At 45.1% G+C, this 13,019-nt stretch carries 12 protein-coding genes and 5 tRNA genes; 5 read left to right on the top strand and 12 right to left on the bottom strand.

Annotation, left to right across the window (positions count from 1 at the left end; all coding sequences use genetic code 11):
* Together L5L94_RS10080 and rlmKL are read right to left on the bottom strand one after the other, a co-directional pair.
* The gene (locus L5L94_RS10080; RefSeq protein WP_168827464.1) at positions 1 to 255 is read right to left on the bottom strand and encodes a glutaredoxin family protein; all 255 of its coding nucleotides are present in this window, start codon (positions 253 to 255) and stop codon (positions 1 to 3) included.
* Entirely contained in the window at positions 248 to 2,377 is a 2,130-nt protein-coding gene (rlmKL, locus tag L5L94_RS10085; RefSeq protein ID WP_263148520.1) for a bifunctional 23S rRNA (guanine(2069)-N(7))-methyltransferase RlmK/23S rRNA (guanine(2445)-N(2))-methyltransferase RlmL, read from the bottom strand. The genes L5L94_RS10080 and rlmKL overlap by 8 nt, the downstream gene beginning before the upstream one ends.
* Positions 2,378 to 2,634: 257 nt before the next feature.
* On the opposite strand from rlmKL, the gene L5L94_RS10090 reads away from it, so the two are divergent.
* The 5 genes from L5L94_RS10090 (at position 2,635) to L5L94_RS10110 (ending at position 3,506) form a co-directional block, all read left to right on the top strand.
* Positions 2,635 to 2,711: transfer RNA gene (locus L5L94_RS10090), tRNA-Met, on the top strand.
* A gap of 41 nt (positions 2,712 to 2,752) precedes the next feature.
* Positions 2,753 to 2,829, top strand: a tRNA-Met gene (locus L5L94_RS10095).
* A 145-nt stretch (positions 2,830 to 2,974) separates the two neighbouring features.
* Positions 2,975 to 3,051 (top strand) — tRNA-Met (locus L5L94_RS10100).
* A 156-nt stretch (positions 3,052 to 3,207) separates the two neighbouring features.
* A tRNA-Met gene (locus tag L5L94_RS10105) sits at positions 3,208 to 3,284 on the top strand.
* A 145-nt stretch (positions 3,285 to 3,429) separates the two neighbouring features.
* Positions 3,430 to 3,506 (top strand) — tRNA-Met (locus tag L5L94_RS10110).
* 407 nt (positions 3,507 to 3,913) lie between these two features.
* Here L5L94_RS10110 and L5L94_RS10115 read toward each other — a convergent pair.
* From L5L94_RS10115 to L5L94_RS10160, 10 genes are all read right to left on the bottom strand, one after another.
* Positions 3,914 to 4,123: a hypothetical protein gene (locus L5L94_RS10115; protein ID WP_263148521.1), complete on the bottom strand. Its 210-nt coding sequence runs from the start codon at positions 4,121 to 4,123 to the stop codon at positions 3,914 to 3,916.
* A 232-nt stretch (positions 4,124 to 4,355) separates the two neighbouring features.
* The gene (locus L5L94_RS10120; protein WP_113940894.1) at positions 4,356 to 4,847 is read right to left on the bottom strand and encodes a GNAT family N-acetyltransferase; all 492 of its coding nucleotides are present in this window, start codon (positions 4,845 to 4,847) and stop codon (positions 4,356 to 4,358) included.
* 437 nt (positions 4,848 to 5,284) lie between these two features.
* Entirely contained in the window at positions 5,285 to 5,884 is a 600-nt protein-coding gene (gene recR, locus L5L94_RS10125; protein ID WP_006082081.1) for a recombination mediator RecR, read from the bottom strand.
* Positions 5,885 to 5,896: 12 nt separating this feature from the next.
* Positions 5,897 to 6,226, bottom strand: a complete 330-nt coding sequence (locus tag L5L94_RS10130) for a YbaB/EbfC family nucleoid-associated protein (protein WP_028759630.1) — start codon at positions 6,224 to 6,226, stop codon at positions 5,897 to 5,899.
* Between the two features lie 223 nt (positions 6,227 to 6,449).
* Positions 6,450 to 9,764 carry a DNA polymerase III subunit gamma/tau gene (gene dnaX / locus L5L94_RS10135; protein WP_263162999.1) on the bottom strand — a complete coding sequence of 1,105 codons (3,315 nt, stop codon included), beginning with the start codon at positions 9,762 to 9,764 and terminating at the stop codon, positions 6,450 to 6,452.
* A 37-nt stretch (positions 9,765 to 9,801) separates the two neighbouring features.
* Positions 9,802 to 10,353 carry an adenine phosphoribosyltransferase gene (apt, locus tag L5L94_RS10140; protein WP_105252212.1) on the bottom strand — a complete coding sequence of 184 codons (552 nt, stop codon included), beginning with the start codon at positions 10,351 to 10,353 and terminating at the stop codon, positions 9,802 to 9,804.
* Between the two features lie 268 nt (positions 10,354 to 10,621).
* Positions 10,622 to 10,990: a YbaN family protein gene (locus L5L94_RS10145; RefSeq protein ID WP_263163000.1), complete on the bottom strand. Its 369-nt coding sequence runs from the start codon at positions 10,988 to 10,990 to the stop codon at positions 10,622 to 10,624.
* A gap of 81 nt (positions 10,991 to 11,071) precedes the next feature.
* Positions 11,072 to 11,194, bottom strand: coding sequence for a hypothetical protein (locus L5L94_RS10150; protein WP_006082086.1), 123 nt, complete (start codon positions 11,192 to 11,194; stop codon positions 11,072 to 11,074).
* A gap of 150 nt (positions 11,195 to 11,344) precedes the next feature.
* Positions 11,345 to 12,091, bottom strand: coding sequence for a DUF2063 domain-containing protein (locus L5L94_RS10155; RefSeq protein WP_263163001.1), 747 nt, complete (start codon positions 12,089 to 12,091; stop codon positions 11,345 to 11,347).
* Positions 12,091 to 12,960, bottom strand: a complete 870-nt coding sequence (locus L5L94_RS10160; protein WP_263163003.1) for a DUF692 domain-containing protein — start codon at positions 12,958 to 12,960, stop codon at positions 12,091 to 12,093. The genes L5L94_RS10155 and L5L94_RS10160 overlap by 1 nt, the downstream gene beginning before the upstream one ends.
* Between the last annotated feature and the right edge of the window lie 59 nt (positions 12,961 to 13,019).

Here is a 13,019-nt window from a genome sequence, read left to right on the forward strand (position 1 = left end):
CTAAGCTCCTGTAAACTCTTGTAATTGCGTTGCGTTAAATGGCCAATGTAATTCTCTACCATCCCAAGCTTTAAGCACAGGGATCGATACGCCATAACGCTGCGCGAGGTATTCATCGTCACAAATATCTATGGCCCGATAGCCAATGTCAGCCGCGTCCAGTAAGGCCGCGGCCAGTTCACACAGATGACATCCCTCTGTGTGATATAGCAGATAATGCCTGTTATCTAATTCTGCTTGAGTCAACTCAGGCATGGGTGATAAGCCAGGTATTATGGATATGTGGATTACGTTTGTAGTCCATAGGCAAAGTCACGTCATCAATGTTCTTCACATTAATGTTCATCTTTGTCAGTGCCTCTATGTCCATCTTAAACTTACGTTTATTATTAGAGAACACTAGCTCGCCTGTTGGGCTGAGCAGTTTCACTAAGGATGCCAGTAAGTTCACATGGTCTCTCTGCACATCGAATGAATCTTCCATACGCTTAGAATTTGAGAAGGTCGGCGGATCGATAAAAATCAGATCGTACTTTTCACGGCAATCACGGATCCACTGCATGCAGTCAGATTGAACAAACTCATACTGCTTACCTTGCAGTCCATTGAGTGCAAAGTTGTCCTTCGCCCAAGCAATATAGGTATTTGACATATCCACCGTCGTCACCGATTTAGCCCCACCAAGCGCCGCATGCACAGAAGCAGAACCTGTGTAAGAGAACAGGTTAAGTACCCGGCGTCCCTTAGATTTTTGACCGACTAAACGGCGTGTCAATCTGTGATCGAGGAATAAACCTGTATCCAAATAACCGGTTAAGTTCAGTTTGAACTTAGCGCCATATTCGGTAGTGATAAGCTCTAACTTACGCTCATCCAGCTTTTGATACTGACTCGTGCCCTTTTGACGCTCACGCGTCTTCATGATCATCTTATTCGGATTGATACCAATGGCCGACGGCAGTGCTAACAAAACATCGCTTAAACGACGCTTGGTTACGGCTTCAGGTATAGTTGCTGGCGCCATATATTCTTGAATAATCACGTAATCTAAGTATTTATCTACTGCGACGTTATATTCAGGAATGTCGGCATCATAAATACGATAGCTGTCGATGCCTTCTTTCTTGGCCCATTTCTCTAATAACTTGGCATTTTTCTTAATGCGGTTAGCAAAAGCAGGGGCGATATCGGCAATGTCGACGCCGTCTGGCAGCACTGGTGTATCGCGACGTGTACTGGTCGCATGCAAGGTATAAATGTTAAAGGCACATTCTAGGGCGCCGTTGAACATCTTCATCTGTTTGTCGGCTTTAAGCTTAAGTGATGATACCAGCTCGATATCACTACACAGCATGGCCACTTTCCAGCCGCCAAATTCTTTCTTAAACTTGTCGCCTAGCTGATAGTAAAGCTGCAATAACTCAGACACATTGCCTAAACGTTCACCATAAGGTGGGTTAGTGATCAAATATCCACTTTCTGCAGGCGGTGTTATCGTCAACGCATCTGCAACTTGAAACTCAATTAACTCGAGTACACCGGCATTTTCGGCATTACGTTTGGCTAACGCAACTAAGCGAGAATCGATATCTGAGCCGTAGAATTTAATCTCGCAACGTTTCACGCCTAATGAGGCACGCGCTTTCGCTTCTTCAACGATTTCTTGCCACACAGCTTTATCATGACGACGCCAATGTTCAAACCCAAAACGGCTACGCTGTAAGCCTGGGGCAATATCGGCCGCCATTAAAGCCGCTTCAATCAGCACAGTTCCACTACCACAGAAAGGATCGAGCAAGGTCGAAGGCGCTGCTTGCCAGCCACTGCGTACTAACATGTTGGCGGCTAAGTTTTCCTTCAGTGGTGCTTCACCAGTAGTAGAACGATAGCCACGTTGATGCAGTGATGGACCAGAGAAGTTCATCGCAATCGTGATTACGCCATTACGAAAATGGGCATCAACTTTAAAGTCAGCATCGACGCGTGACACATTTGGGCGCTCAACGTCATCGTCCCGGAATCTATCCACAACCGCGTCTTTAATCTTGAGTGCGCCGAACTGGGTATTATTGATAAAACCACCCGTACCATGAAAATCGATACTAAAAGTGCTTTTATTGGAAAAATGCGCCGGCCAATCGACACAATAGGCGGCATTATAAAGTTGCTCTGCCGACTCGCAGCTACCTTTATAGATAACCAACACGATACGGCTGGCTAAACGTGTCCATAAAGTAATCCGATACGCTAAAGCTAAGGGGGCAGTGAAATACACACCAGCAACACTCTCTTTTACTTCAGTCGCACCAAATTCTGTCAGCTCTTGGGCTAAGCTATATTCAAAGCCCTTAGGGGCGGCGGCAAAAAAATTAAGCATGGGATAATCAGTACGCAGTCAAAATCAAAGCGACATTATACCTGCTCGAATACATAAAAGATAAACAGTTATTAGTCGAAACCCCATTTAGTCTCATCCTCGACTTAAGATAATCAACGAAAAATCCCTAACTTATGTTTAAATTGTATGAAAGCCCCCCACTCCGCTTTATATTTAAGCGTTCACCACCTTTTTCGATCTTCGTCCTTGCAATGCCAAGGCGCTGCCGTTATAGTCTGCCCCGCTTTGAAGACGGACGCGGGATGGAGCAGCATGGTAGCTCGTCGGGCTCATAACCCGAAGGTCGTAGGTTCAAATCCTGCTCCCGCAACCATTTAAAAGCAAAATAGTAAAGTAATACAGATAGATATCGGACGCGGGATGGAGCAGCATGGTAGCTCGTCGGGCTCATAACCCGAAGGTCGTCGGTTCAAATCCGGCTCCCGCAACCACTTTCTATATGTGTTTATAACGAGAAACAGCTTATCGGGCCCAACTCCTTATAAACAACAGGCGAAGGTAGTCAGTTCAAATGCGACTCTTGCAACCAATTCTTAGATGACAGAATTAAAATAGTTATTAACAGCAACAATCGGACGCGGGATGGAGCAGCATGGTAGCTCGTCGGGCTCATAACCCGAAGGTCGTCGGTTCAAATCCGGCTCCCGCAACCACTTTCTACATGTGTTTATAAAGAGAAACAGCTTATTAGCCTCAACTCCTTATAAGCAACAGGCGAAGGTAGTCGCTGATTTAACATTAGCAACCCGGCTTCCGCAACCAATTCTTAGATGACAGAATTAAAACAGTTATTAACAGCAGTAATCGGACGCGGGATGGAGCAGCATGGTAGCTCGTCGGGCTCATAACCCGAAGGTCGTCGGTTCAAATCCGGCTCCCGCAACCACTTTATATATGTGCTTATAACGAGAAACAGCTTATCGGGCTCAACTCCTTATAAACAACAGGCGAAGGTAGTCAGTTCAAAACAGGCTACCGCAACCAATTCTTAGATGACAGAATTAAAACAGTTATTAACAGCAACAATCGGACGCGGGATGGAGCAGCATGGTAGCTCGTCGGGCTCATAACCCGAAGGTCGTCGGTTCAAATCCGGCTCCCGCAACCAATTCTCTTTGTGAAAGAGAAAAATAACCAGCACAAGCTGGTTTTTTTGTATCTAAAATTCGTAATAACCCTCTGTAAAATCCTAACCAGATCACCATGGTAGCTCATCGGATTCAACGACCTATAAACAACCGATGAAAGCCATCAGTTCAAATCATCTTCAACAACAGCGTCCAAAATAAGATTTAAACTGTTCAGCTGACATCAATGCATTTTTTGGATGTCAAATTTCGCCATAAAAGTGTCGGACAATATGACTCCTGCCATAGCACCAAAGGAAACGGTGAAAATCATGATGAAAGGTAGAGGTTTCAAATAAGCGGAAGTCAGAACACCTTGACCGAACCAGTGCAGTAATAAACCAAGGACCATGACACCAAAAGCGAACTTATTCGCGGCAAAAAACATCTAGATTTCGAACGCCCACAACTCTTTATTTTCCTTAAATTGAGCGAAACCGAAATAGAGATAAAGCAGTAATGCCACTATAGCGAGAGTACAAATACTGAGTGCATAGCTTAATTGAGAAGCCCTAGCCAATACTTGATAGCCGATACGTATGGCATAAATACCGACACCCAACCAAAGTATAAGCAGCGGCAATAAAATGAGTCCCATTTTTATCCTTAAAAGTTGAGATAGACATACACTTAACACCTAAAGCGAGCTCTGAAAATGAGCGCTTAATACTATTCCAAGATCTCGGTTCGTAAAGTGAGATCTTGAAGTAAGTTCTTAAATTGAGCGCTTAGAACAAATTCTTAAAGTTAGTACTTGGAGTGCGTATTTAAAGTTCGTTCTTAGAGTGAGCGCCTTAAGCAACAGCTAAAATAGCACCGAGATCAGCATGCTATTTTAACCGCGCCATATGATACACACTGACAAACTCACCATTTCTAAAAGCAAAATCTTTCGACTCACCTTCCATTACAAAGCCAAACTTTTTATATAGACCAATGGCGGCATGATTATCGGTATAAACCGTTAATTCAATTCGTTTTATATTCATCCATTTATCGGTAAGCTCAAGCATCGCGTTAATCAAGGCACTGCCTACACCGCGGCCTTGCCAACTGTCTTTTACACCCATACCAAAGGAGGCAACATGCCTACGGCGAGGTTGCTCATACACTTCAAAACCCAACTCACCGACAATTTCACCTTCAATCTCTGCGACATAACGATGAACATGATTCGATGTTGCTGCAAGACGCGCCTCCCATTTATCGGTCGATGGCAAAGGTAATTGCAAGGTACCGGCATAGGCATTTGGACAGGCATATACTGCTTGAATGGCTGCAGCGTCACTCTTCTCTGCATGCCTAATCGTAATATTTCCCAATGAGTCCCCTCTCTGGTTTTCAAATAAAAAAGACGTGACCAATTCAACGTACACAAAGCTAAGCACACAGGTCTAAGCCCAACGAATTGACTTAGGCATGCTGTGGATCACTGTGATTATGCAACTCAACCCGATTATTATTAAACCGACTTTACGGATGAAGTTCACATAAGACAAGTATGAAATTTAAAAAACTATTGATAAACCTGGATTTTATATAGATATCAATCAATATAGGAATTGAATCAACCACCGCCCTGTCTCCATAACCCAGCCTCAACACCTAGGTTGCAACTCTGGGCAAATAAAAACCCGCTCAAGATAGGATCTTGGCGGGTTTATAAGATTCAGGCACTAAGGTGATAATCGAGTTGAATACTTCAACCTTCAATTAATCCAATACAATCAATAGTATGGATCTAATATAAACTGTTTAATTAGAGCGGTAAACGACCATTAAATGACAAGGCTAACGTTGTGCTATCCACGTATTCAAGCTCTCCACCAACGGGTACGCCGTGGGCGATGCGACTGATCATCACCTTATGGCGTCTGGCCATATCAGCAATAAAATGCGCTGTGGCCTCGCCTTCTACCGTCGGATTGGTCGCTAAAATCAACTCGGCAACATCACCCGAAGCCAAGTGGCGCTCGAGTAACGCTAAGCCTAACTCTTCTGGCCCCACGCCATCGAGTGGCGATAAATGACCTAAAAGCACAAAGTAGCGACCAGTGAAATGTCCACCCGCCTCAATGGCTAACACATCGGCCGGCGTTTCCACCACACAGATGGTGGAAGACGTGCCGCGTTTATGGCTAGCACAAATCGGACAGAGGGTTTCTTCAGTGTAGGTTCGGCAAGACTGACAATGACCGACGTCACTCATAGCACTGGACAGCGCACTGGCTAATTTAAGCCCTGCTTTTCTGTCACGCTCGAGTAACTGAAACGCCATACGTTGCGCCGATTTAGGCCCAACCCCAGGTAAACAACGCAGGGACTGAATTAACTCATCTAACAGTGGACTAAATTTCATCGGCTATCTCAATTAAAATGGCATTTTCATGCCTGGAGGTAATTGCATACCACCAGTGACTTCGGCCATTTTAGTTTTTTGGTTTTCTTCGATTCGACGAGCAGCGTCATTACAGGCCGCAGCAATCAAATCTTCCAGCATTTCTTTGTCGTCTTCCATCAGACTTGGGTCGATTTCGACTTTACGCACTGTGTGCGCGCCTGTCATAGTCACTTTCACCAAACCAGCACCAGATTCACCCACCATTTCCATACGGGCGATTTCTTCCTGCATTTTGGCCATTTTTTCTTGCATCATCTGGGCCTGTTTCATCAAATTGCCCATACCGCCTTTTCCAAACATAGTCATTTCTCTTCTATTAGGGTTAGTCGCAAGCATTAACGCGGCTAATCTTACTTAAATAAATGGGATTGGCAATCAATGCCGTTATCTTGTTAATAAACTTATGATCTCGATGCAGAGTTTCTCAGCAGCATCACTATAAATATGCACTCGAAGCCTAAATTTAAACCACAGCGTTACAAATTAACGATGAAAATTTTACCCAAAGACTCGCCAATAATGGCTAACTCGCAGCCTCAGTTAACTCAGGTAACGCTTGTATTTGCTGACTGCGTAAATTCAACAACTCTGGCGGATATACTAGACTATCGGCATCGAGTTCGGCGCCCATACGTTGGATCAACCATTGCACATTGTCATCATGAATCAATGATTGATGCGCTTGTTGCAGCAACTCTTGGTGGAAACGCTTACGTAACTCTAAGGGCGTTTCCCGCTGTTCATCGATTCCTATGACCACTTGTACCCGTCTTGGGTTCCCGAGCGCGGTAGTTAAGGCTTGCTCAAGCTGCACTATGGCAACATCGGCCGCTAGATGCTTCTGGTTTGGTTTAAGCAGCAACGGCAAAGGATCGCTCAAGGTTTGGCAGACAGAATTAACCGCCAGTTGCCGCACTCGCCCGCCGATCTCTAAGCTCGCCATCAACTTGTACCAATGTAAATCTAATGGATGACCGCTAATAGGTTGAGTCGAACTGAGCGCGACTTGTGTCTCCTGCGTGTGTTCCACTGTATTTGACGCATTTGTCAGTGCTGTTGTGCTAGCCAAAGCAAACTCTGAGGCGGGTATTTCTTCTTGACGTACAGCCTGATTTTGAAGTATTTCCGACTTCAAACTTGATGCTGCGACCTGCCCGTCACTCAGGGATAGAGTGTCATCTTGTGCATGATTAGGTGCGTAACTCACGCCTAAAAGCTCTTGAGCATGACTGGCTTGAACATTCTTTATATCAGCAGCTTGCGCGCTCACCGGCTGAACACTGTCAGTCTTATTGCTATCGACTTGCGTCACTTCGATAGATTCAGCTTCAGGCGCTGCCTCCCAAGGCGGACGATCATCTGCAGCGGACGGTTTGACAGGCTTCTCAGAGACAATTCCAGTTGAGATGACGACTGAAGATACTGCTTGGTGCAAATCGATAGGCTCAAGATCTAAGTCGAAGTCATCATCAAAATCTATCGCTAAATCAGGGTCTAAATCAGATGCTGGATCAACAGAAAATGCCACACTTGGCTGACTCGCTTCAATTTTAGTAACCGATTTAGGTAAGGTTACACCATGTGATTTAGTGTTTGGCGTCTTAAGTTTTGAGTCCAATGACGACTTTTTTTCATCACCGTCCTTAGCACTTAAGGCGTCAAGATCCGATAACAGTGAATCCCGCGCCGCCAACACAGCTGAGAGAATATCATCATCGGCTAAGGATGCAGAAGCGGCTTGTTGTAGCGCTTGGTCTTGTATTGAATCTGATACTGAGGTCTGTGATTGAGTGAAGACTTGAGCCACAGGTGCTGACTGACGATCAGCAGAAGCTTGCATGCCTGCAGCGTTTGAAACACCTACAGAACTTTGAACATCAACAGAATTTATAGCCTCTTTCGAATCAAAGCCATGGTTAAAGTTATCATCATTATAAGCGCCAGAGGAAAAATCAGCATAAACGTCTTGATAGGAATCAAGTGGAGCTGACTCTAGGGCATAATCCTCCATCGCTGAATATGAATGCTCAGCTTCATTTCCATGAATGCGATTAGCATCATGCCCTAGCTCAAACGCGTTGTTATCGATGTTGTTATCGAAGATGTTCTCTGCAGCAAGGTCTTTATCAAAAAGAGCTTTATCTACACTGTCACCACACTCAACAACTGTTGAATTGACAGCAGTTTCAGGCTCTGCCGTATTCACTAGACTCGGTTCGGAAGCTGTTGTGACTAATTCAATTCCTTGAATATTCTGAGTATCAATACTAGCGACCGATACCTCGATACCAGCAACAGATTCTGAAGTGTGTATAAGAGACGCTTGAGCGGTTGATACTGTTTGAGTTTGTGGCTCGACCTCAGCATTCACTATCTCAACGTTTAAGCTGCCAGCGTTAAATCCCTGACTCTGCGCCTGACTTAGAATCACCGCCTGTTCGACAATTAATGCCGCATCCGCTTCGAGCTCAGCATCAAGTGCCTGCTCTGCGGTATCGGCAGGCTCAATTAATGCTGTTTTTTTTTCAGCTGTATGTGATTCAGCAGTATGTGTTTCAGCAAACTGTTGTTCATTTACATCAAGAGCTTGCGCTGCAGCAGTTGCCGCAACTGGCATTTGCCCTGCGGGTAAACTGATCTCAGCGACAGCATCAGGCTGCCAGCGCTTTACTGGCTTTTCCGGCACAAACGCCACAGCGCGTAATAGCGCCATCTCAAGACCCGATTTAGGATCCGGTGCATGGGGTAAGTCTTTGCGGCCTGTTAATAAAATCTGATAATAAAGCTGCACTTGTTCCGGCTTAAGCTGTTCGGCAAAGGCGCGAATTTGTGCGCTATACAAGGATTGCTGCGCGCAAGCGGGGGCAAATTGGGTCAAGGTAATTTGATGTAACAACTCAAGTAAACTGCGTAGCACTTCTTGGGCATCTGCGCCGTACGCGAGCACTTGGGCACAGGTATGCATTAACACACCAATATCGGCATCGGTTAAGGCTTTAAGCAAGGCAACTACATGCTGCTCATCAATACTGCCCAGCATAGTTTGCACTTGAGTGAGCATCACATTGCCGCCACCAAAGGCGATCGCTTGATCGGTCAAACTCAAGGCATCACGCATACTGCCATTGGCGGCTTTGGCAAGAAGCTTTAAGGCTTCAGCATCAAAGGGAAACTGCTCTTGGGTCAAGATATGATTGAGCTGAGTGCCAATTTCGCCTTGGGTAAGGCTTTTTAAATTGAATTGCAAACAACGGGATAACACAGTCACGGGCAGTTTCTGTGGATCGGTTGTCGCCAAAAGAAATTTAACGTGCTCGGGGGGTTCTTCTAAGGTTTTTAGCAGTGCGTTAAAACTGCTGCGCGACAGCATGTGCACTTCGTCGATGAGATAAACCTTAAAACGGCCACGGGTCGGACGATACTGCACATTGTCTAACAGCTCACGGGTATCATCGACCTTAGTGCGAGATGCGGCATCGACTTCAATCAAATCGACAAAACGACCTTGGGCGATTTCCATACAACTGCCGCAAACACCGCAGGGAGTCGCTGTCACACCTTGTTCACAGTTTAAGCCTTTGGCAAAGAGTCGCGCTAAACTGGTTTTACCGACACCGCGCGTTCCCGTAAACAGGTAAGCATGGTGTAAGCGCTGCTGGCTTAACGCATTGGTCAAGGCATGCAAAACATGGCTTTGGCCAACCATTTGATCAAATGTGGCAGGGCGCCATTTTCTGGCTAACACCTGATATGACATGGAACTCCCCAGAGTATGTGATACAAAAGCGGGAGCATGCGCCCCGAGAACTTTGAAAGATAACATGCCATGATTTGACATGCCATCAAACTATCCCAAGGCGCCTTTAGCTGCAGATTTATTCGCCTTCAAACTCACAAAGTTTAACCAACTCAAGCCCTAATGCGGTTAAACGGGCTTCACCGCCTAAATCAGGTAATGAGATCACAAAGGCCGCATGTTTAACTTCACCGCCGAGTTGGCGAATGAGTTTAACGGTTGCTTCGATAGTACCGCCAGTGGCGAGTAAATCGTCAACAACGAGCACTTTGTCATTTGCGCTAATCGCATCAGTATGAATTTCTAGGCTATCGTGACCGTATTCTAGTTCATAGCTTTGGCTGATGGTTGCACGCGGCAATTTACCGGGTTTACGCACAGGTACAAAACCGATACCCAATTCTAAAGCCAACGGTGCACCAAATAAGAAACCACGGGCTTCAGTGCCCACAATTTTGGTAAAGCCTTGACCACGATAATGTTCAACTAACAAGTCGATGGTCGCTTTATAGGCTGCTGCATTCTCAAGCAAACTGGTGACATCTCGAAATAAAATCCCTTCCTTAGGATAATTAGGAATCGTTTTAATGCTTTGCTTTATCAAGGATAAGGTTTCTGTATTCATAGCCATCATATTTGCTTAATAAGTTACTTAATCAATTCACCAACCTAGCGGTGGCGGTATAAAACAAAACGTCCACACTGGGTGGACGCATTGTCGAAAGTCGGACAAAGCTTATGCCGCTTTAGTTTTAGTTGCAACAATCACAATGCACAAGTGATGGAAAGGTTATCAATTTGTGCCTTAGATCAAACCCTGTTGGCACTCAGTTAAATAGCCTCAACAAGAACACGACTAAACTTTCAGTCACAGCACTTGAGCCCATTCAATCACTCAATCATCCCTCTATTTCAGGTATACCTTTAAGATACCAAAGTAGGACCAATGCCATGACAAACAGCAGACCTTTTACCCAAAGGATGGGGACCACAATAATACTGACACTAAAACTGAGTGCGCTAACTATCATGGCTTTGCGTTTCAATCCCGTACGCATTGCTCGCTGCTCTTGCCACTGGGTTAAGGCATCGGCAAACCAGGGATGTGTCATCAACCAATGGTGTAAACGTTCACTCGAGCGGGCAAAGCAGAAGGCAGCAAGCAAGATAAAAGGCACGGTCGGCAATATCGGTAGCACGATACCGACTAAACCTAAGACTAAAGCGGTTAAGCCTAACAGTAAAAATAATCCGCGCTTTAATACCATAGGTTTAAATGTCCTTTATCGGAAAAACAAAAGCCACTCGAAGAGTGGCCAATAGGCTACGCGCTAGAGATTAACGCTCGCTTAAATTAAACCTAAATGCTTTAACCAAGACAGACTTGCTGGCAGAGTCGGCAACAGTAAAACTAAAATAAAACCAATAAAATACAAAAAATTAAATGGGTCTTTGAACGGCTGACTACTCATTACAGCTCCTCTAGTATGTGCAAGTATAAGTGCGCAGGAATCGTACAGTGATTGAGATCACAAAACGGCCGACATTGTAGCGGTTTGTCAAATTAATAAAAACCCTCTAAATGTAGGGTTATTACATTTATTTCGGCAATAATCCCAACCTTAAGACTGACGTCCGCGCACTATCCCTTTGGCCGCTAATTGCTCGAGTAACTGCATACAACCTTGCTCAATAATCTCTGGCGCCATTTGAGGGTAAGTGATTGTTAACCAATCAACTATCTCTTTAAAACCCGCTTGGCCTTGGGCTTGAAGAAATGCCAGCACCTGTGCGCTTAAGGGATTTAACTGTAAGAAGCACACTTCGCAATCGGCATCTTGATAGAGACAAAAAAACACTGGCGTATCGAGTTGTTGCTGCGGACGATAATCCTGACGAATGTGCTGCACCTCAAAATGATACTGCGCCACCCTCGCCGTCTGCGACAAACATAAAGCCTGCGTCGACATTTGCGCTGAGCTGAGTTGAGATTCATCCTCACTCGCCTGTGCGACCGCAACGGCCAACTCTAGCCATTCATAGTGCGCTAATTCGAGCATAAAAACAGGATCATTTGCCGTGGGCTGATATTCCTGCTGTAAAAAATCTAAAAACTCACCCGCGATATCGATAAAAATGGGCGATTGGCAATCATGTTGACTGAAAAAACGCTGCACCAAAGTCAGCCATTCCTCCTCAGAATAAAAACTTTTAAGCACGGGGAAGCCGTTCGACACAAATCCCAGCACATTATTAAAAAATAACTCGCGGTAAACCTGCATACGCCGGACATCAGTATCCGCGGGCAATGGCGAAGAGGGATCGCGGATATAATCGATAAAGGATTGCTGCACTTGCTTAAAATCCATTAGGCGCTCCTCTTTACGGCATGAGCGCTATTTTGGGCATGGGAGCTGGACGCCGCCATTTGGTAACCGTGAATTTGATTTATCTCGAGCAACAATTCAGCGGTTGTCGGCAAATTAAAGTCACGCTCAAGCAAGGTCGGTTTTACCCCATGCAAGGCATAACAGCGCTGTAATAATGTCCAGACGGGATCGTTAATGGCTGCGCCATGGGTATCAATGAGCAGATCTTCAGCTTGTTTGTAGTGCCCAGCAATATGCAGATAAGCGATGCGCTCTGTCGGCATGGCCTGTAAAAAGGCATCGGCATCGTATTGATGGTTTATCGAGTTCACATAGATGTTGTTCACATCCAGTAGCAGTTTACAATCGGCTTCTTGCAGCACGGCATTAACGAATTCAAGTTCTGTCATTTGCGCACCTGGAGCGGCATAAAAAGACACATTTTCTAAAATAAGCGGCCGCTCTAGAATATCTTCTACTTGCTTAACCCGCGCCGCCACATGCTTCACTGCAGCGTCGGTAAAAGGGATAGGCATTAAATCATATAAGTGACCTTGCCCTGAGCAATAACTTAAATGTTCGGAATAGACTTGGATTTGGTGTAAATCCATAAAGGTTTTGATATTTTTTACAAACGCGAGATCTAAGGGTTCAGGGCTACCAATGGATAAACTCAAACCGTGGCAGTAGAAAGTATGTTGCTCAGTCAACTCACGGAATTGGCGGCCAAATTTACCACCTAAGGTCATCCAATTCTCAGGCGCCACTTCAAAAAAATTAATAGCATCAGGCACCTGCAAACAAAATTCACTGAGCATTTCTCGTCTTAATCCCAGCCCTACCTGTGCCGTATTTGTTTGATCATTCATAGAACCTCACGAACGCTAACCTGTAATCGCTTAAGAATAAAACACAAGAGACCAGCGCT

Source organism: Shewanella sp. SM21 (genome assembly GCF_025654335.1).
GTDB lineage: Bacteria > Pseudomonadota > Gammaproteobacteria > Enterobacterales > Shewanellaceae > Shewanella > Shewanella oncorhynchi.